Raw genomic sequence first — 19395 nt, 5'->3', positions numbered from 1 at the left:
CGGGCGGAGAGATGGGGTTAGGGGAGGTTGCGGCCTACCAGTGCGCCCACGGCAACGCCTAGGGCGATCCCCATTGAGATGCCAATCCCGATGTTGTGGAGTGCTGCGCCTATAGCGACGCCGACACCCACGCCGATGGCCATCCAGAAGCCGATTGCCTGCCCTTTGGTCTTCATGACCGGAAGTGTAAACAGGTGCCGTATGAGGACCGTCAGATTCAGATTGACCGTTTGACGTTCGCTCGCTTCAACAGGAGGCAGCCTAGAGCAGTTGTCAAAGTGTGGGCTTCTTTTTGACCGAGCCTGGCGAGCGAACATGAATGGGGATGGGGGAGAATAGGGCCGTGAGGGGTACCCTTCCACGCGCGGCGCCATTCGGGCCACTGCTCTAAATGACCTTCGCCCCTTCACGCCCGCGGAGGTGGACGTGACCAAGTTCAAGGCGCACGACCTCATCGTTGCGGCCCTCCAGACCCCTGCGTAGAAAACCGCCCGGCGCCAGGTAGAGGAAACTCGGGTAGCAAAAACGAGCCAGCGCTCAGCACACAAGAAGCTCACGCCTCGCCAGGCCGTCGAGGCGTTCGCCAGTGGGCAGGGAGGCGTGTGATACGGGATTAAGATGAGTCTAGAACGTGCTTGACCGATGGAAACAGAGTCAGCGACTTTACTTCCTGAGGGCAACTTCTAAGTCTTTCACATTCTCGTATGATCAGATCTTCGACTTCTTGAAGATCTCATATTGTTTTATTGGCCAATGGTGCTTTCAATTTCATGACCATGGGTTCTGCTGGGGAGAGTTCAGGTGTAGAGGCTGGGAATGGGAGTAGAAAGATATTGGGAGGAACGCTAACTTTCTTGCTCATGTGCCACCCCGCTTGGTCGAGTAGAAGCACAATAAGCTGTCGAACCTCAGGTTCGACAGCCCGACTGAACTCTCTCAGAGCGGTCTCCATTCATGGGATGTTGACCGTGGGAAAGATCAGGAATTCACTTTGGCCCATCTCAGGTTGGACGAAAATGTAGGTGTAGAGCCATTGATAACGCCGGGGTTGAGCAACCACAGGCCGCTTACCTCGAAGTGCCCAGAGGCGCTTCAACACGGGCTTAAGGCCAAAACGTCCTTTGTCCTGTACTCAAAGGCGAACTTGCTTTTCGGGGTAAGCGGCCTGTGGTTGCTCAACGCCGCTTCGACTTTTTTATGAACGCCCCCTGTTCTTTGGGAGAAGCTGCCTCCGTATGAGTCGCTCGAGGAAACTGAACAGGAAAGCCAAGTCTTTTCAAGTAGCCCCAGTCACACACCTCAGCCACTTCAATCCCAAGATGCTCCTGGATGTGTATCTTGACTTTCTTGCTGGTCCAGAGACCACCCCTCTCGGGTGGTCTCTGGAGAACCTGAAATAATGCCTCTTGCTGGTCTGGGTTCAGAGTGGGATCAGACTTGTTAAACTGACGCTTCTCCAGAAGAGTCTGTTCGCCGTTGGCATTGTAGGCAGCAATCAACGTACTGATCGTTGTACGCGAAAACCCGGTTGCGTCAATAATCTCCGGAATTGACTTTCCTTTGCTTTTGAGCCAGGTAATCTGCCAGGAGGGAGCCTTCAAGAAGACGTTCGGCTTGGTGATACGCAACTTCAAGCTCTTCAGATGTATGGTGCGGAATCAAGGCTGCAGCGCTCATATTCGGAACTCACCTTAACTCAGTATGAGGAGGCCGGGCGCTGGTATCATACGAATTAATAATGATTCTCACTTATATGGCTATGAGAGTCATATCTATTTAAGTCCTCCCGGACGTGGTCTGTATCCTCATCATACATCTAGCCATTTATAGGAGTCACTTTGGTTTCGTATCAGGCCCTTAAAGTGAGTGATGCCCGGTATCCGAATTGAGATGGTTGATGGGCGGGTGCGTGAATACCCCGGCCTAGACGGTGCAGCAGTGGAGGGGGCCTATAACCTTTTGCAAGGCGCAGAAGGCCATGTATTTGTTGACTTCGTGATTTCAGAAGGGCCGATAGAGCCGAGCCTTGAGTGTAGCGAAGTGCGTGGTGTCAGGGTCAGGCTCCAAACGCGGCGTTGTGGTCAGCATCCCACCTCGGTGGGGTCTTTCGTTGGGCGTTTTCTCTGTAAGGGAAACGTATTGGTACTCTGTTGATTCTGAAAGTGCTGGCGAAGAACACTGTGGATTCCCACTCTTTCCGTTTCGCTCTGATTCCAGAAACACGGGCGCCTTCCATCGGGTTTCTGCCAGTCAACGGGGTCCCAAGGGTGACAAGGCTCCAACCCGCCATACTCCAGCCGGGTGAAGCTGGAATACCGACCCAATGGTAAACGTATCCCCTGAAGACGTTTCACCTCTTTTCTAACCGCCCTTAAGGCGGGTTTTCGTTCTGCACCTGCCCGAGTTGGGACTGCTGCGAGTGCTGCGGGCCGTAAGCTTCGGGCCAGGTATGAAGTGGGGCCGGGAATTTAGACTTCCTCGTCCTGTTCGTCAAACTCCTTCAGTAGCCGTTGAAGGTAGTTCACATTTGCCTGTAAGCGGACGTTGAAGTCTTTCAGGAACACCACCATCTCCTCACGCTTCTCGATTGCCTCTTGGCTGATGGCCCGACTGCGTTGTAAAGATTGGAAATGATCCGAAGCTGTGGGGTCAACCAAGTTGAGGATCGGATGCTGCTCTAGCTGCTCCATCAAATTCTCAAATTCATTGGCCAGGCGCTCCTGCTCCCGCAGGAGGGTGGTTAGCTCAGCAATTTTCATACCAAGCAGTTTAGGAGCTGGTCCCGCGTCGAATTCTGACGCACCGCAACAACCCACGGCCGAGGAGCTGGGCGAGGTCCTTCCCGACAAGGACCGCGCGCTGGCAGACGCCTGTCTCCCACCCTCAACAAGCGCAAGGCGGGTGTCCTGGCCAGGTACAGTGAGAACAGCAAAAAGTACCTGCTGCGCCTCCACCGTCCAGACGTGGCAGGCCTACATCAAAGCCCGGCTGTGCGAAGAGGTGATGAGCGCGGAGGAAGTGCTGGCCCGCTTCAGTCTGCGCGCGAGCATTGACGGCAGCGACCTCTTCGAGAAAGAGTCTGGCGAAGTGCCGGGGTTTAGACCCCGGCCGCTGACGTTCCAGGTAAGTAACCTGGAGCAGCAAATTCGGACGCTGGAAAGCCTTGACCCTACCTAGTTCAAGGATCAGATTGACCAGCGTCAGGCTGAATTGTCCGGGCGTGAGCTGGCGCTCGCCCTGGACCCAGACGTGCAGGTGGGCACCGAGACACGCATACACGTCGTGCTCGGCTTGAGGGTAGCCGAGCGCAACGGCACTGTGTGTCCGTCCCGGCTACAATCGAGTTTCGCAACGTGTAAAGGTCAGCGCCAACGGTGCTGGAGTGCTCCACCTCGTCCGCGGACTACTTGTGGTGCTTGCCGATCAGTTTCAGGGCCTTCACGAAGTCCGTCCTCTTGAACTTCAGCTCCTTGGGTCTGTACTCGGTGCCTCCGACGAACTGCAGCCTGCCGCGGGTCGTGGCCCGTTGGGACAACCGAGCAACATTTCAATGCATACGGACACAGCTTGTTTGTTGCGGCCGCTCGCGCACGCATGCCTTAAGGCTGGATTGACACTTTGAAATGGTCTGACAGCAGAACCTCGCGGCCCGTTACCGGGGGCCGTTCCCAACAGGTTCAGCAGCGGCAAGAGCACATCGGGGGCCAGGAGGTGTGTCACGGGAGGAGGCCCACGGTCTTCTGACTGCTGCTGACGTTGTCTTTTTCGCTTCCTTCGGGCCACTGGGCGCAAAACGTAGTGCGTCCCCCGCGCAGGTCCCAGCCCTGGGTGGTTCTCGCTTCGTGTTGGGAGAGGAGATGGCCAATCCGACCAAGAGCCACTAGGCTTCCACAGTGAAGCGTTCCTACCGCAAATACCTCTGGCGCCTGAAACGCAGCGATACGCGTGTCATGGCGGGTCTCGCGTTCGGTGCCGTGGCGTTGACCCTCCTGATCATGCAACTCCTGATGCGCTGACCTCATCGCAAGGCCAGCAGACCCCGCCTCGCGCGGGGGTTTTTCACCGCGCCTGCCACGCGTCACCCGACGCTGAGGCCATATGTGCTCCCACTCCTCTCCTGCCGAGCGGCCGGGGTGGACCCAGGCGGTTTGTCATGCCAGGAGTTAGGAGGCGGAGCGCCAGCGGGCCTTCCACTCGCTGGTTCCATGTACCCGGCTTACGCGCACTTCTCGTCCGTCTTCCAAGCGCCAGATCTCGACGTACTCCGATGGCCTTAACCATTTGCCCGGTTTCACGTAGCGGTCTACCCGGCGTGCAGCGCGGAGTGCTTCGCCATTCATCTCCAATTCGACGCCGACATCGCTGACCTGAATGAGCTTCATAACCGAAAATAACTGAGCATCATGAGATTTCTATAAAATCTTCTGAATCACTTGTTCTCGGCCCCCCACGCTCGTCTTTCGCCTGTCTGCGCCAGGCGTCCCCACAATTCCGTACCGGTTTCTAGAGGCTTCCGTGCGCCCCTCCACGGTCGCCACCCCCGTGCGGCTGAACAATGCGGGTCACCCCTCTGGTTCGGACGGGTCTTCCTCCTGCAGAAGCAGGATCTGGTTCACAGCACCGCCGGTAGGAGCTGGGGCGGTATAGCGTGCCTGCCTCAGGCCCTCTAGGGCTGGCGCACCGTCCTGACCGGTCTGACCCTCGTGCTCAGCGCCACGGGCCTCGGCCGACGCATCGCCTACCTGCCGGCACTCTTCTTCTGAATTAGCGTCACCGCGTCCCGGATCCTTGGTGCGGATCCGGTCCTGACCAGGGCGAGCGCCCACAGCTGGAGCAGCATCATCGCCGACAAGCTCATCGCCGCTCGCAACATCAGTGAACCAGGAGAGCAACATGGCCCCTGATTCCGTGATCGTGACCGCCGGGCTCCGCCTGCTCAGCACGGTACTTGTGGTCTGGTTCGGCCTCCAGAATCCCCGGCTGAGCGCCACGAAGACCAGGGAGTAAGCGCAGCTGTGGGTAAACGCCGTGCAGATGAACCCTGTAACGGCCCGCGTGGAAGGCGAGACCATCACGGGGCCTTCTGGGCAGCACCAGGTTCTGCCGGAGACACCAGTGGGGAGAAGCTGTATGTCACGGCGTGTGCCCCCGAGAAGCCCTTATAGCGGCTGCTGCGTGTCCTCGCCACCGGCACGGTGGGCGAGGGTGCAGGGCTGGGGCGAGGGCCGCGCTGCCAGCGGAATACGCCGATGGTCAGAAGATCAGTTTTTTGAACAGCAGTTTTTTCAGTTTGCCGTCCACATGACACGTGACCGAGAGGACGTCTTTGAGACCGGGCGTCCTTCCCGCGGCCTCGACGGAGCAGCCCATTGCCCTCAGCAGCCCGGTCGGATAGTAGGACCGGCCCTCCAGCACAAAGGGAGCGCCGGGGAGAACCACCGGGTCCCCGTTGGAAAAAGCGCGGCGCTGTCCCGTGAAGACCGTCATCTCCTGATCTCCGAGTTGCAGGGAGATGGCCTTCCCGTGGGGCTGGAGGCGCACGAGGTTCTGAAGGCTTTTGCCATCGGTATAGGCGGTCCCCGGCGTTGCGCCGGCCGCCCGAGCACGCGCAGAGCCCGGTGTGGGTGGAGAGACCTGGGCCATCGCGAAGGTGCAGGCCACAAGCGTAAAAGCGGTGATCTTCCTCATCGTTCCTCCTTCGAACGGACAGCGCCTCGTCCGGGTGGGGCGTCTCACAAGTGGGGCCAGAGAAAAACCCGTGCACAAGACCTTAGCGCGCTTTCCTGAAAGTCGGGGAAGCCGGAGAGAGGGGGAGGTTTCCCCAGGTGGAGGGCAACCCACCCGCAGCGAGGGCGAGAGAAGGAAAAACGGCGCCAGCTGAGAGTGAACTCGCAGGGCTGCGGAGCCGAAGGAGCGCGGTGGATCGTCCGTAAACGGGACAGAATTCGGCGTTGTGTTGCCCAAGTCTGGACCGGAAATCATGGGGTGGGCCGACACGCTTTCAGAGGAACCGGAACGCATAGGACGTTTTTAGAGAAGTTGTCAAAAAGAAGTCCTCTTTTTGGCCAATCCCAGCGAGCGAACTTGAATGCGCATTGGGAGAATGGCGCCGTGAGGGGTGCCTTTTCACGCGCGGCGCCATTCGGACAACCGCTCTCAACCTCTGCCAAACGTGATCGGAAACGTGTCGTGCGTGGAATTTTTGATATCGCCTGGCCGCCAGGTTGACTAAACTTGCCTCAATACTCCTCGCCCTCACGGCCTTCTGGGCCTTTATCCCCGAGGTTTCCCATGCCCCATACACTTTCCGGCTCCGCTGCCCGATCCACCCAGACCTCCACCGCCTTCAAGTCCCGCTTTCGCGGACCCTCGTTCAGCACCTCCGAAACTTACGGAGGCCAAGGGCCTGCCCGCGTTTCCCGCGCCGGCTTCCGGCAGTTACAGCAGCATGAGGACGAGCGTCTGGGCTCACTGGCCCTGACTTGGGCCTGGCTGCTGGTCGTTCCGGTGGATCTCATCATCTGGGCCCTGTCGATCAACGATGGTATTGATGCCCGGCTGAGCAACCAGCTGATGATGCTCGCGGCGCTGCTCGGCACCGTGATGTCGGTCTGGGCCCTGCTGCGCGCTCCCTACCAACACGCGCGGCTGCTGCTGTGGCTCTCACGTCTGGGGACCCTCACGGCCCTCGTACAACTCGTGTCCACTTTCCGCAGTCTGTCCGGACACCTCTAGCCTGGACCGCGCGCCCTGACGACGCAGAGAAAAAGTCTCATAGTTTACCTTCTGGTTCTTAACCGGGTCGAGCAGGCAGGAGCACTTGAGGGAGGCGTCCGTCCCGCAGGAAACACGGGCGCGTGAGCAGGAAGCGGGCAAATACCTTTACTTCTGTAGCCAACGGAAGCCGATTCGAGGCTTCCCTTTTTTGTGCTTTTGTGGCCGGTGGTCTCCCCACCGAGCCTCTAGATTCCCTGAACTGCCCTTGCAGGGTCCGTGAAGGGCGGGTCATCCGGCGGGACCCTCCTTCTAGCAAACTGAGGCATGGAAGTGATTCTCGTCATGGCCGCCGTCACCGTGCTGCTCATGGTGCTCGCCTTTCTCTCGCTAACGCAGGAAGACCGTGAACTTGCCCGTGACTACGCCCTGGCCTCTCCGGAGTCAGGCGCCACGCCGTGAGCCTCCTGTGCCGAGTCCCCCTACGCCCTACGGCGAGTGACTTCCCCCTCATCTGAAGGGGGGAAGTCACTTTGAGGCACTGGACCTGAGGGACAGTCAGCCCTGAGGATGGGCGAGGGTCTGGCCCACCCCCAGGCCATGGCGGTACACGAGTTGCCCACCCAGGAAGCCGCCTACCCCGGCCAGGCACAGCGCTGTACCGGACAGGGCCTTGCCCATCTTGCGGTTGCCTCGCCGCCGCGCGAGCAGAGACGCGCCGTTTAGAAAAAAGGCCACCTCGTTCAGCGCGCCGTGGATCAGGCCGGTACGCCGCGCCTGCCCACGCGTGTTGGACCAGTCGGTCCAGCCCGCTGCGATGGTCGCGACGCTGCCCAGCGTGCCCAGCAGCAGCGCCAGGTCGGCGGCCTGTTCGCGCTCGTGGGCCTGCCCTCCCGGCAGGAAGTCGAGCAGACCGGTCACCAACCAGCCGCCCAGGGGCAGGTGGACCAGAATGGGATGGAGCGGATGGCCCAGCGGCTCGCCATGCAGGACCGAGGCGACGGCCGGGCCACGGGGCAGGTCGGCCTTGGTCCGCTTGAGGGCGCCTTGCCACTGCTCCGCCAGCGCTTCCACCCACCGATGTTCACTCAGGGCGTCCTCGACCCGGTCGTTAATCTGTGAATCCATCTTCGGGGCTCCTTTCTCTCTCTGCCTTCACCGTAAGCAGCGGGCGCAACCGGGCTATGAAGCTTCTGTAGGTGAACCTTTAGACTGTTGGCCGTGCATGGCAACGTCCCCGGTGGCGTAGGCCGACCGGGGAGGAGAAAAGGAGAACGTTATTCCTTCACGCCGCCCGATACCGTGCCCCCCACGAAGTAGCGCTGGAAGCCGTAGAACAGCGCCACGATGGGCAGGGCTCCGAGCACGGCAGCGGCGGCGAACACGCCCCACTTGGTACTGAATTGCCCCTGCGTGAACGAGAGCAACATGATTCCGACGGTCCATTTGTCTACGCCAGTGAGCAGGATGTTCGCCAGGATGAACTCAGCGTAGGTGCCGATGAACTGATTCAGGAAAATGAACACCAGGATGCCGCCCGACAGGGGCAGGACCACGCGCAGGAAGGTCTGCCAGCGGGTCGCGCCGTCCACCATCGCCGCTTCCTCCAGCGACTCCGGCAGAGACTCGACGTAGCCTTTGAAAATCCAGGTGTTGAAGGCGATGGCGCCGCCACTGTACGCGAGGATCAGGCCCGTGAAGGTGTTGCTCAAGCCGAGCAGCACCATCAGGGTATACACGGCCACAAGCGCCAGGAACACCGGGAACATCTGGATAAAGATGAAGAACAGCAGCATCTGGAAGCGGCCTGGAAAGCGCAGCCGCGCCATCGCGTACCCGGCGCTCGTGGACAGCAAGATCGCCAGCAGGCCCGTGATGCCCGACACGAGCAGCGTGTTGCGGACCGACAGCAGGAATTTGCTCTCGTTGGTACCTCCCTGAAACTGACCCGGCGTCATGAAAATGACCAGTACAGCCAGCGCAGCCAGCAGAGCGCGGGTGGTCCAGGTGCGGGTTTGCGTCAGCCCGTCACTCTCGCGGCCGAAACGTCCCAGCAGCGTCAGCAGCAGTAGGGCGGTCAGCGCAGCGCCAGCCACTCCGGCAAGCGCCACCTGCCAACCCGGCAGTGAAAAGCCCTCGAACAGAGCCTGGAAGTTGGCGAAGCTCAGCACGTCCAGCTTGGGCAGGAGGCCAGTTTTGTAGAGGAGATTGGGGTTGCCGAAATCAGGAAAGGCAAACAGGCTGTTGCGGGGATCGAAGGCGGCGATCAACACGTAAACGAGCGGGTAGATGGCGACCAGCACCACCAGGATCAGGAACAGATGCGTAAGCTGATCGCCCAGCACAGCAGTGTAGTCGATCTTTCGTTTGGTTCGAAGTTGTCCGATTTTTTGCCCGATCAAACTGGTGAGCGCCAGCACGCCGCTCGCCGCGAGCAGGAACAGCAGGAACTTCTTCCAGCCGCCTTCCACGAAGAAGATGGTGAAGCTCTTGGGACGGCCCTGCATGTTGCTTGCCAGGAAGTACCCCAGGACGATGAAGCCGATGACCACAGCGGCCAGCACGATCCACGGGAGGGCGCGGCGCAGCGGCCCGGGTTCGCGGTGAACGTACCCGCCGGGAGGCGTGAGGGGGGGCGTGGCCGTCACTTGCGGGCCTCCTCGAAGACGCCCGCCGCCCGGAAGTTCACCAGGCTGATGGCGAGGGTGAGGAAAAAGATGATGAGGGCGATGGCGCTGGCCAGGGCGAAGTTCTGACCTCCGCTTGATGCGAAGGCTGTGTTAAAGCCCCACGAGAGCAGGATGTCGGTGCTTTGCGCGGTGGCTTCGCGGCCTTCTTGCGCGGGGCCCCCCTTGGTAAGCAGGTAGATGATGCCGAAGTTGTTGAAGTTGAACGCAAAGCCCGAGAGCAGAATGGGCGTGAACGAGGTCCGCAAGAGCGGCAGCGTGATGTTCTGGATTTGCTGCCACCGGCTCGCGCCGTCAATGCTGGCGGCCTCGTACAGGTCTTCATTGATGGTCGCCAGTGCGCTGATGGTGGCCGTCATCATGTACGGAAAGCCAAGCCACAGGTTGACCAGCAGCACGCTGACCTTGGCCCATAGCGGGTCATTGAGCCACGGCACCGCCGCGATGCCGAGCAGGCCCAGGCTTTTATTGACGATGCCGAATTGCTGGTTGAGCAGCGCAACCCACATCTGTACGCTGATCACGGCCGGAATTGCCCAGGGCAAGAACAGCAGCGTGCGGTAGACGTTGCGGCCCTTGAGACGTTTGTTGTACAGCAAGATGCCCAGAACCAGGCCTGCAAGGGCGTTGATGACCACGGTGGAAAACGCGAAGATCACCGTCCATAGGAACACCGGCCACAGGGCGCGGGACGCCTTTGCAAAGATTTCGCGGAAATTTGCCAGCCCTACGTGACCGTAGCGGTTGATGCGGGTGGCGTTCGCCACCGCCAGCGTTCCGGCCACGGGTGCGGCCAACGTGACCTGCCTGCCGCTGACGTTCGCCACGGCGGCGCGCACCGGCACCGAGGCCTCCTCGTCAAACAAGACGATGGTGTCTCCCGTACAGGTGGCCGACTTGCAGCGCAGGTAATCGGAGAGGCTGCTCGCCTCAGGCGTTTCGGCCAGCGTCACCACCCGGCGGTCCGCGCTGAGGCTGGCGGCCGTTCGTACGCCGGAGTCGGGATTGCCACTGTTCACGGCACTGTAGTTGGTAAAGGCGTAATTGACTGTCAGAACGATGGGCAGCACCGTGAAAGCCGACAGAAACACCAGCGCTGGAAACAGGTAGTACCAGTTGGTAATCCAGGGTACCAGACGGGCGGTTACGGGCATCAGCAGCAGCAGCGTGGCCACCAGGTAGACCAGGATCATGTAAGGCGGGGCGCCCGGCACGAGTCGCGCGGTCAGGCCACTCAATAGCCATCCAGCGAGGACCGCGCCGCCCAGCATCAGGGCCAGGACCAGCACGGCGAGCATCACGCCGCCCGCGCCCTCCGGGGGAGTCACGGAGCGTGGTTTGGGCAGGCGCGGGGAGGCGGTCACGGTCATGGGAACGCTCCTTTCGGGAGGGCGAGAAAGCCGGGCAGGGCAGGAAGGGCGGCGGGGTAGAAAAGGAGCCAGACCGAACAGGTTACGCGTTGCGCTCAGTGTAATGAGGTGCGGAGCGTGGAGAGGCACCGAAGCCTATTTGTCAAAAAGAAATGCTCTTCTTGGCGGAGCGGACTTGCAAAGCTGCAGCGCAGCGCGAGCAGGTTCAGACGAGCATCTGGGGGAATGGAGCCGTGAAGGGTGCCTTTCCACGCACGGCGTTCTGCGGACAGATGCTTTAAAGAAACCGGACGGGCACTTTCTCCCGTCCGGTCTGCGTCCGGCCTACACCCTCACTTGATGTTGCTGTTGATTTCCTGCACAGCCTTGTCGAGGATACTCGAGTAGTTCTGGTTGGGCTTTTGCACGCTCTGGGCAATCGCGTTGCTCCAAGGACCCCAGACCGCGCCCATCTGGGGCACGTTGGGCATAGGCGTTCCCATCGAGATGGTCTTGCCAAATCCCGCCACCACGGGGTCTTTTTTCAGCTTGGTCCTGGCCGAGAGGCTCACGGGGATGCGGCCACCGGCCTTGTTAAACTCGACCTGGGCGTCTGAGGAGCTGATCTGCTTGGCAAAGGCAGCGGCAGCGGCCTTGTTCTTGCTGTATGCGCTGAGCATGGTGCCCTGCACGCCGACGAAGGGGCTCCACTTGCCGGTCGCGCCGGGAGGAGTGGGGAAGGGCACGATGCCGTAGTCGATGCCGGCCTTCTTGATGTCGCCCATGTCCCAGGGCCCGGTCAGGAACATTGCCAGGCGGCCCTCGATAAAGGCGCTGCGGGCGGCGTCGCCGTTGACGCCCTCGGGCACCAGGTTGTACTTGTAGCGCAGATCGTTCAGGAAGGCGCTGGCCTTGTCCGCTCCAGCGTTGGCGAGGCCCACGTCCTTGACGTTCAGGGTGCCGCCGTTGTTCTTGAAGACGTAGCCGCCGTAGGCGCTCACGACGCCGTAGTTCATGTAGGCGTTGCCCAGGTCCGCCAGGAAGCCGAAGGTGCCGTTGCCGGAATTCTTCTGCGCGGCGCTGAGGAAGGCGCTCCACGTCGTCGGCGCATTGGGCACCAGCTTCTTGTTGTACACCAGTCCCACTGCCTCGGCGAACATGGGGATGCCGAACAGCTTGCCCTGGTAGGTCATGGCGCTGAGGGCCGTCTTGTCCAGATCGCTCTTGCTGGTGACGTACTTGTCCATCGGCTCGATCACGCCCGCTGCAGCCAGCTGGCCCAGGCGGTCTTGCGGCAGGGTCACCACGAGGTCAGGGCCCTGGCCCTTCGGTGCGCTCTGAATCAGCTTGTCGGGAATCTGGTCAAAGGGCACGCTCACGACTGTGACCTTATTGCCGCTCTTTTTCTCGTAGGCCGCTGCCTGGCCCTTCAGCCATGCCAATTCGGTGGTACCGAAGTGCGTCCACACCGTCAGGGTGGCGGCGCTGGCGTTGCCCAGCAGGGCGAGGGACAGGAAAGTCAGTGCTTTTTTCATGAAAACTCCTTGCGGTGGGAACCGCTTCCAGCTTGCCCCAGCGGGGCGACTTAGAGGCTATGGAAAAGAATTGTACCCAGTCTACGGCCTTTTCTCCATTCGGTTTCTCACCAAGCTGCTTTTGGTGGGGCCCAAAAGTGAACCGCTTCCAATCGCCTTAAAAGACAGTCAAAACAAGAGCGTTCGCCCACATCTGCCGAAACTCTTCTCTGGCATTGCACCCGTGGGAGAGGGGAAAGGACCCGGCCCGCTTTCCGCGCTACTTTATTTCTTGACTTCGTAAAGTATAGGAGAGACCGTGCGGGAGGACAAGGGCCTGTCGGCTTTTTGCTGATGGGGGTAGGGGCGAAAGGTCTAGTTACCCCAATAGGCCTCTCCGACCCCGGTTTGGGAAAGCGGCTCAGCAAACCTGGACGGCCGGGACGCTTGACTGACCGCACGGTCAGGGGCGGTGATACACTTCGCGGCATGTCTGCGGCTTCCTCCGCCCCCCGTGGGAGCGCCAAGTTGATCCTGTTTCTGACCATCTTCGTCGCCATGCTGGGCCTGTCGGTGCTGTTTCCGATCATCGCGCCCCTGGGGCGGCAACTGGGCCTGTCGGAAACGCAGATCGGCTGGTTTTCCACCGCGTACAGCCTCGCGCAGTTTGTCTTCGCGCCCATCTGGGGAAACCGCAGCGAGCGGGTGGGACGCAAGCCGGTGCTGCTGCTGGGCCTGGTGGGTTTTTCCCTGAGCTTTGGGCTGTTCGCGGTGCTTGCCACCCTGGGTACCAGCGGGGCGCTGACGGGTACAGGCCTTTTTCTGGGCCTCGTCGTCTCGCGGCTCATCGGTGGCGTGCTGTCGAGCGCCACCCTGCCCACGGCGCAGGCGATGATGGCAGACCTCAGCGGCGAACGTGACCGCGCGGCGGCAATGGGGCTGATCGGCGCGGCCTTCGGCCTCGGCGTGGTGTTTGGTCCGGGGCTGGGCGCGGTGCTGTCGGGCCTCGGTTTGACGGTTCCCATCTTCTTCAGCGCGGGGCTGGGACTCCTTACCGCTTTGGCCGCCTTCCTGACCCTGCCCGAAACGCGGCGTGGAGGCGGAACTGCGGCGAGCCGTGGAGACGGCGGGGCGCTGCTGGGGAGACCGGGTATCCTGCTGTTTCTGGCCGTCAGCGCCCTGTACACCCTGGCGAGCGTGGGCATGGAGCAGACCATTGCCTTTTACGTCCAGGACACCCTGCACCTCGTGCCCGCACAGACGGCGAGGACCGTGGGCGAGATGCTGGCGGTGTTCGGCTTTCTTTCCGCTGCCGTGCAGGGCGGCGCGATCCGGCCCCTGAGCAAGAAAGTTGCCCCCGGTCCTCTCATCACGCTGGGCCTGCTCGTGATGGGCGCGGGAATGTTCCTGCTGCCGCAGACCTTCACCTTCTGGACGATCACCGCTGCCCTCGCCGTGATTGGGGTCGGCAGCGCCATTCTGGGTCCCAGCCTCAGCGCGGCGCTGTCGCTGAGTGTAGGCGAGGGGGAGCAGGGCCGGGTGGCTGGGCTCAACAGTTCGGCCCTGGCCCTGGGCCGCATGACGGGACCCCTTCTGGGCACCGGCCTGTACCAGGTGGCGGGCAAGGGAGCGCCGTACCTGCTGAGCGGCGGTATTCTGGCTGCGCTGCTGGTCTGGAGCCTGCTCGTTCGGCCTGGGGTGCAACCGGCGGCCACGGCGGGGCGGGAACACTGAGGGCAGGCGCTATCCCGTTTTTGACGAGAAGAGCCCGGGCGCCTTTGCCGTGCCGCCCCTCCACGCCTGTGCCTCTGGGCACTATGCTGGCCGGATGACGGCTGCCCGCCCCTCCTACAATCCTGCCCGCGCGCTGGCGGTCCGCGTCCTGACGCACGTGTTGATGGGCGAAGGCTTCGCCGCACCGACGCTCGACGCGGCCCTCACCGAGGCGAGGCTGCCCGCGCGAGACGCCGGGCTGGCGACGCACATCGTCTACGGCACCCTGCGGTATCTGGCCCGGCTCGACGCGGCCCTGGCTCCACTGCTGCGCGGCGAGACGCACCCCAAGGCGCGCGCCCTGCTGCTGGCCGGCACCTTTGAGCGGTTGGCGCTGGGTACGCCCCCGCACGCGGTGGTCAGCGAGTATGTAAACGTGGCGCGAATGGCGCGTTTGGCCCCGCCCGCCCTCGTCAACGCCGTGCTGCGCCGGGTAGAACTCCCCCCTGAAACGGAGGAGACGCGTTACGCCCTGCCGACCTGGCTGATCGGGCTGTTTCGCGCCGCTTACGGCGAACGGGCCGAAGCCACCATGCTGGACCTGCTGGAGCCCCAGCCCCTGTGGCTGAGCCTGTCGGATGAGGGGGTGCGCGAGCTGGAGGCAGAGGGCAGCGTGGTGGACTCCGGGCCACAGGGCGTGGACCGCGTAACGCTGGCGCGGCCCCTGCGCGAGAGCCGCGCCTACCGGGGGGGGCAGGCCCAGCCCATTAACCCCGCGAGCCTGGCGGTGGTGGACGCGCTGGGTAAGGTGGCGGGTGTGCGCGTGCTGGACCTGGCAGGCGGCGCAGGCGTGAAGGCCGCCATGCTCGCCGCCCGGGGAGCCGAGGTCATGAGCGTGGACGTCATCGCGCGTAAACATGAGGCTGCCCGCGCCAACCTCACCCGGCTGGGGCTGACAGCCGAGTTTCTGACCCATGATCTGACCCAGCCGCTGGACCTGCCTCCCGCGCCGCTGGTGCTGCTGGACGCCCCCTGCACGGGGACGGGTACCCTGCGGGCCCACCCCGAGATCAAGTTGCGCCTCACCCCAGCGGCGGTGGACGAGATGGCCGCCTTGCAAGCCCGGATGCTGCCCCGCGCAGCGGCCCTCGTGCAGCCGGGGGGCGTACTCGTTTACAGCGTATGCAGCGTGACGCCTCAGGAAGGGCAGGAGGTGGTGGGGGCTTTCCTCGCCGCCCGTCCTGACTTTGCTCCTGAACCCGTGCCCGGGGTGGACGTGCCCACGGTGCCCGCCGGTCCGGGCATCCTGACCGTTCCCATAAAGGGCATCGACGGTTTTTTTATCGCCCGTCTGCGCCGCGCTGGAGAACCCGGCGCGTAAGCTGAGGTCATGCTTGCTCCACGCGTTCTCGTCCTTGCCGCCCTGCTGTTCGGTACCGCCGGGGCCCAGGCTCCTGCCGACTGTGCCCTTGCCCGCGCGGTCGATTCAGGCAGCTACGACGTCCTGACCACCGTGCAGTGGTCCGAGGTCGATCAGGACAATTCGAGCTACAACTGGGCCGAGTGCCGGGCTGCCGCTTTGCAAGCCAACCTCTCCACACAGCCGCAGTTGCGCGCCCGCATCGCGCTGCTCCGCAAGCAACTGCGCGAGATGCGCTTGCTGGAAGGCTCACTCGCGGGCATTCGTGCGGGCGGAGGCACGATGTACAGCCACGCTGTGCCGCGCAGCTTCACCTGGCTCGAAGAGCAGCTCGCCAGCCTCGCCGCCCTCGCCCGTTCCCCTCTGGGTGCGCGGACCTCCGTCCATTACGGCGAGGTGGTGCGTGAGGCGCAGCAGGATTTCGCCGGGTACGTCCGCACCCTGCGCGCCTACAAGCCCAAGCCGAACGACACCTATGGTCTCTACGATCCCAAGGTGTGGACCCAGATGGTGAACCGCTATGAGACGCTGGGCAAGGCCGTCATGCTGACCCTGGGCAACCGGGGCGACGCGGCAACGGTGGTGGGCTACGCGGTGCTGACCAATCAGCTCTTCGAGGCTGCTGGGGAGGAGTGAGCAGGCAGCAAAGGGGGCGAGGCCGGAACCACCCGGAACCTCACCCCCTTCTCCGCTTCGCTTGGCGCATGTGTCAACGTGCGGCCTTCGTTTTGACCGACCCCAGCGAGCGAAATGCGCATGGAGAGAATGGCGCCGTGAGGGATGCCCTTGCGCGCGCGGTCCAATTCGGACAAATGCTCTACACCCGTGGCAGCCAGCGGCGCAGCAGGGCGGGCACCCCTTCCGTTGCCACCAGCACGAGCAGGCCGTAGCGAAGCGCGCGCACCACACCCAGGTCCTTGACGGAGTGCGGCAGCGCGGACAGCCCAAAGTACACGGCGAACACCAGGATCAGCCCAACAAGCGCCACGATCAGGCGCCCAGTCCAGTCGCGCGGGGGGGCGAAGTCCGGCCGCGCGGCCCAGAAGCCGGCGAGCAGGCCCAGGCCCACGCCGTACTCGCGGGGTGTTCCGGCGGGCAGAAAGGCTGCCACGGCCAGCAGTCCGAGCGGCACCAGCCAGCGCAGTGCGCCCCCCTGCGGAAAGTACCCCCGGACCGCGAAGCCCACGAAGACGGCTCCCAGCAGGAGTCCCACCAACACGTCTGCCGGGAAGTGGACGTGCAGCGCCAGCCGCGAGTACGCCACAAGGGCGATCAGGAGGAGTGCGGCGATCCACAGCCCCGTCCGCCCCACCTGCGCCGCCATCCCGCCCCAGAGGGTGGTGATGAGCTGCGCGTGCCCGCTGGGGAGTCCCGGCCCGCCCGCTGTGCCCCGCGCCGCCTCGCTCGCCACGCTGGGATCGTTGGTGAAGGGCCTCGGCAGGTTCAGCCCGTACTTCAGGGCACTGTTCACCAGGTAAGAGAGGGCGAACGCCACCCCGAGCTCCCGCCCGCCCCGGGGCCGTGCCAGCCAGGTATACAGCGCGAGGACCACAATAAATACCTCGTCACGCCCGAGTTGTGTGACAGCCAGCCAGAACGCTTCCATGTCTGCTTATTGTGACTTAAGTGGTGTTTGCGCGTAAGGGGGAAGAGAAGACAGGGCGGCGCTACACTGTTGCCATGACGGCCCCTCAAAGTGACGTGCTGCAAACGGTGCGGCACAACTCTCCCCACGCGCTGGAACTGCGCGGCATTACCAAGCGTTTTCCCCTCGTGCTGGCCAACGACAATATCTCCATGCAGGTGCGGTGGGGCAGTGTCCACGCCCTGTGCGGCGAGAACGGCGCGGGCAAGAGCACCCTGATGAAGATCGTGTACGGCGCGCAGCCCCCCACTTCCGGCGAGATCGTCGTGGACGGCGAGGTGGTAAACCTGTCTGACCCCTCGCAGGCCATCGCGCGTGGCATCGGCATGGTGTTTCAGCACTTTATGCTGGTGGACACCCTGACCGTTACGGAAAACGTGATTCTGGGGGCCGAGCCGAAAGCGGGCGGGGCCATCAACTACGGCGCTGCACGGAAGCGTGTGGCCGAACTGATTAAGCAGTTTAACTTCGACCTCAACCCCGATGCGCTCGTGGGTGACCTGCCCGTGGGCCTCCAGCAGAAGGTGGAAATTCTCAAAACCCTGTACCGGGGCGCACGCATCCTGATTCTGGACGAGCCCACGGCGGTGCTGACCCCCAGCGAGACGGACGAGCTGTTCGCCTTCCTGAAAAACCAGTACGCGGCGAGCGGCAACGCCGTGATCTTCATCTCGCACAAGCTGCACGAGGTGCTGCACATCAGCGACACCATCAGCGTGATCCGCGACGGCAAGATGATTGGCACCATCCCTTCCCAGGGAGCCACCACCGAGACGCTCGCCAAGATGATGGTGGGCCGGGACGTGACGCTGAAGGTACAGAAAAGCCTGCCCCGCCCCGGTGAAGTGGCGCTGGACGTGCGCGGCGTCACCGTGAAGGGCGAACACGGCAACGCGGTCAACAACGTGTCTTTTCAAGTCCGCGCGGGTGAGATCGTGGGCATTGCGGGCGTAGAGGGCAACGGCCAGAGTGAACTTGTGGAGGCGATTACCGGCCTGCTGTCCGTGTCGGGCGGCGAGATCACCTACCTGGGCCGCCGGGCCCATGGGGTCCGCGAAGTGGAGGCTTCGGGTCTGTCGCACGTACCTGAGGACCGCAACGAGCGCGGCCTGGTGCTGGACATGACCACCGCCGAGAACTACATCCTGGGCGAACATGACCGTCCGCCCTTTGCCGGGCCGCTGGGTTTTCTCCGGCTGGACGCCATCGAGGACAATGCGCGCAAACTCAGCGAGCAGTTCGACGTGCGCCCGCGCAGCACGTCCTTGCAGGCTGGGCGTTACAGCGGCGGCAACGCGCAGAAGCTGATTGTGGCCCGCGAGATGCGCAAGGGACCCAAGATTCTGGTGGCGTCGCAGCCCACGCGCGGGGTGGACATCGGGGCCATCGAGTTTATCCACGCGCAGATCGTGGCGGCGCGGGACCAGGGCCTCGCCGTGCTGCTTATCAGCGCCGACCTCGGTGAGGTGATGAACCTCTCGGACCGTATCCTCGTGATGTATGAGGGCGAGGTGGTGGGTGAGGTGGACGCTGCCACGGCAACCGAAACCCAACTGGGGTTGCTGATGACGGGCAGCGGGGGCACGAACGGGCGCAGCGGAGAGGTCAGCGTGGGGCAAGCAGAGGCGAGCGCTGAGGAAGGAAATAGATAAAGGGCCGCCTCCGGTAGAGGGCGGCCTCGTTCTCTGGTCCTTGAAGGGGATTAGAGGCAGTCGACGACCGGAATCTGGGTCACGCTCTCGCTGATCGCGCTGGCATTGCCCGCCACGTCATAGCCCTGCACGCGGACGTAGGTGTAGCCCTTCACATTCACGTTGGTGATGGGATTGACCACGATGGCCTGAGCGCCGAGGCCAGACTTGGCGCTCTGCGGTGCCATGTTCGGCATAAGGGTGTATTCGTAGCTGCCTGCCCCACGGTAGTCGACCGGACCGTAATCATCGGTAACGACTGTTTTGGCAGCTCCCGTCCGAGCTCCCTTGAACTGGATGGCGAGTTGCTGAAGTCCCCCAGTCCAACTCACGTCTACGGCCACGCGGGTGCTGAGGTTGTCGCAAATTACGTCACTGCCAGCAGCGATCGTGCCGCCGTTCTGATCCCGCACGTCTGTGGTCAACTGGTAGTTCGTCGAATACCCAGTGACATTCAGGTTCTTCACCGGATCGACCAACGCGAGGTCCGTTCCGCAACCCGTCAGCACCGCACCCAGTCCCACAATCCCGAGCAACACCTTTTTCATACCGCTCACTTTGGCCGCTGAACCTGACGTTGGCGTGATGGGACCTTGAGGGAACGTGAGGGGAATGCAAATCTGGCGGGTGGCGTTCTTTCCTCCGCAGCAGCCCTGAGAAGA

General features: G+C 62.7%; 19 protein-coding genes. 8 read left to right on the top strand and 11 right to left on the bottom strand.

The genetic code is table 11. The features are described 5' to 3' along the window. Positions 1–17 precede the first annotated feature (17 nt). From B9A95_RS34045 to B9A95_RS22130, 3 genes are all read right to left on the bottom strand, one after another. The gene (locus B9A95_RS34045; protein ID WP_170928742.1) at positions 18–176 is read right to left on the bottom strand and encodes a glycine zipper domain-containing protein; all 159 of its coding nucleotides are present in this window, start codon (positions 174–176) and stop codon (positions 18–20) included. Between the two features lie 999 nt (positions 177–1175). Continuing rightward, positions 1176–1634 (bottom strand): helix-turn-helix domain-containing protein, encoded by a 459-nt coding sequence (locus B9A95_RS22135; RefSeq protein WP_170928741.1) that lies wholly within the window; start codon positions 1632–1634, stop codon positions 1176–1178. An 834-nt stretch (positions 1635–2468) separates the two neighbouring features. Further along, complete coding sequence (locus tag B9A95_RS22130) at positions 2469–2759, bottom strand: hypothetical protein (protein ID WP_084049248.1); 291 nt, start codon at positions 2757–2759, stop codon at positions 2469–2471. A 160-nt stretch (positions 2760–2919) separates the two neighbouring features. On the opposite strand from B9A95_RS22130, the gene B9A95_RS22125 reads away from it, so the two are divergent. Then, entirely contained in the window at positions 2920–3177 is a 258-nt protein-coding gene (locus B9A95_RS22125) for a hypothetical protein (RefSeq protein ID WP_084049247.1), read from the top strand. 716 nt (positions 3178–3893) lie between these two features. Then, positions 3894–4016: a hypothetical protein gene (locus B9A95_RS36390; RefSeq protein WP_281255887.1), complete on the top strand. Its 123-nt coding sequence runs from the start codon at positions 3894–3896 to the stop codon at positions 4014–4016. Positions 4017–4163: 147 nt separating this feature from the next. On the opposite strand, the gene B9A95_RS22120 is transcribed toward B9A95_RS36390, so the two are convergent. Both B9A95_RS22120 and B9A95_RS22115 read right to left on the bottom strand, forming a co-directional pair. Beyond that, positions 4164–4382, bottom strand: coding sequence for a hypothetical protein (locus tag B9A95_RS22120; RefSeq protein WP_084049246.1), 219 nt, complete (start codon positions 4380–4382; stop codon positions 4164–4166). Between the two features lie 871 nt (positions 4383–5253). Next, on the bottom strand, positions 5254–5688 hold the full coding sequence (locus B9A95_RS22115; RefSeq protein ID WP_084049245.1) for a stalk domain-containing protein: 435 nt from the start codon (positions 5686–5688) through the stop codon (positions 5254–5256). Between the two features lie 603 nt (positions 5689–6291). On the opposite strand from B9A95_RS22115, the gene B9A95_RS22110 reads away from it, so the two are divergent. Both B9A95_RS22110 and B9A95_RS36385 read left to right on the top strand, forming a co-directional pair. Next, on the top strand, positions 6292–6735 hold the full coding sequence (locus tag B9A95_RS22110) for a hypothetical protein (RefSeq protein ID WP_084049244.1): 444 nt from the start codon (positions 6292–6294) through the stop codon (positions 6733–6735). A 306-nt stretch (positions 6736–7041) separates the two neighbouring features. Beyond that, positions 7042–7176 (top strand): hypothetical protein, encoded by a 135-nt coding sequence (locus tag B9A95_RS36385; protein WP_281255886.1) that lies wholly within the window; start codon positions 7042–7044, stop codon positions 7174–7176. Between the two features lie 96 nt (positions 7177–7272). Here the strand turns inward: B9A95_RS36385 and B9A95_RS22105 are convergent, their stop codons facing one another. The 4 genes from B9A95_RS22105 to B9A95_RS22090 all read right to left on the bottom strand — a co-directional run bounded on the left by B9A95_RS22105 (position 7273) and on the right by B9A95_RS22090 (position 12285). After that, a complete protein-coding gene (locus tag B9A95_RS22105; protein WP_084049243.1) occupies positions 7273–7842 on the bottom strand; it encodes a DUF2231 domain-containing protein in 570 nt (189 codons plus the stop codon). A gap of 149 nt (positions 7843–7991) precedes the next feature. Further along, positions 7992–9362, bottom strand: a complete 1371-nt coding sequence (locus B9A95_RS22100; RefSeq protein ID WP_084049242.1) for a sugar ABC transporter permease — start codon at positions 9360–9362, stop codon at positions 7992–7994. Next, positions 9359–10699, bottom strand: a complete 1341-nt coding sequence (locus tag B9A95_RS22095) for an ABC transporter permease subunit (protein WP_425429978.1) — start codon at positions 10697–10699, stop codon at positions 9359–9361. The genes B9A95_RS22100 and B9A95_RS22095 overlap by 4 nt, the downstream gene beginning before the upstream one ends. Before the next feature lie 404 nt (positions 10700–11103). Next, positions 11104–12285: a sugar ABC transporter substrate-binding protein gene (locus B9A95_RS22090; protein WP_084049240.1), complete on the bottom strand. Its 1182-nt coding sequence runs from the start codon at positions 12283–12285 to the stop codon at positions 11104–11106. Between the two features lie 468 nt (positions 12286–12753). Between B9A95_RS22090 and B9A95_RS22085 the strand changes: the two genes are divergently transcribed. The 3 genes from B9A95_RS22085 to B9A95_RS22075 all read left to right on the top strand — a co-directional run bounded on the left by B9A95_RS22085 (position 12754) and on the right by B9A95_RS22075 (position 16033). After that, on the top strand, positions 12754–13998 hold the full coding sequence (locus tag B9A95_RS22085; RefSeq protein WP_084049239.1) for an MFS transporter: 1245 nt from the start codon (positions 12754–12756) through the stop codon (positions 13996–13998). 94 nt (positions 13999–14092) lie between these two features. After that, positions 14093–15358 (top strand): RsmB/NOP family class I SAM-dependent RNA methyltransferase, encoded by a 1266-nt coding sequence (locus B9A95_RS22080; protein ID WP_084049238.1) that lies wholly within the window; start codon positions 14093–14095, stop codon positions 15356–15358. Between the two features lie 9 nt (positions 15359–15367). Continuing rightward, the gene (locus B9A95_RS22075) at positions 15368–16033 is read left to right on the top strand and encodes a hypothetical protein (RefSeq protein ID WP_084049237.1); all 666 of its coding nucleotides are present in this window, start codon (positions 15368–15370) and stop codon (positions 16031–16033) included. Between the two features lie 181 nt (positions 16034–16214). Here B9A95_RS22075 and B9A95_RS22070 read toward each other — a convergent pair whose 3' ends face one another. Then, a complete protein-coding gene (locus tag B9A95_RS22070; protein WP_084049236.1) occupies positions 16215–17003 on the bottom strand; it encodes a phosphatase PAP2 family protein in 789 nt (262 codons plus the stop codon). A 74-nt stretch (positions 17004–17077) separates the two neighbouring features. Between B9A95_RS22070 and B9A95_RS22065 the strand changes: the two genes are divergently transcribed. Further along, positions 17078–18694 carry an ABC transporter ATP-binding protein gene (locus tag B9A95_RS22065; RefSeq protein WP_084049235.1) on the top strand — a complete coding sequence of 539 codons (1617 nt, stop codon included), beginning with the start codon at positions 17078–17080 and terminating at the stop codon, positions 18692–18694. A gap of 50 nt (positions 18695–18744) precedes the next feature. On the opposite strand, the gene B9A95_RS22060 is transcribed toward B9A95_RS22065, so the two are convergent. Then, entirely contained in the window at positions 18745–19281 is a 537-nt protein-coding gene (locus tag B9A95_RS22060) for a hypothetical protein (protein WP_245808437.1), read from the bottom strand. Positions 19282–19395: the final 114 nt, after the last annotated feature.

The organism is Deinococcus hopiensis KR-140 (assembly GCF_900176165.1).
GTDB lineage: Bacteria > Deinococcota > Deinococci > Deinococcales > Deinococcaceae > Deinococcus > Deinococcus hopiensis.
The sequence above is the reverse complement of the archived record's forward strand: the minus strand, read 5'-3'. Positions and strand labels throughout refer to the sequence as shown.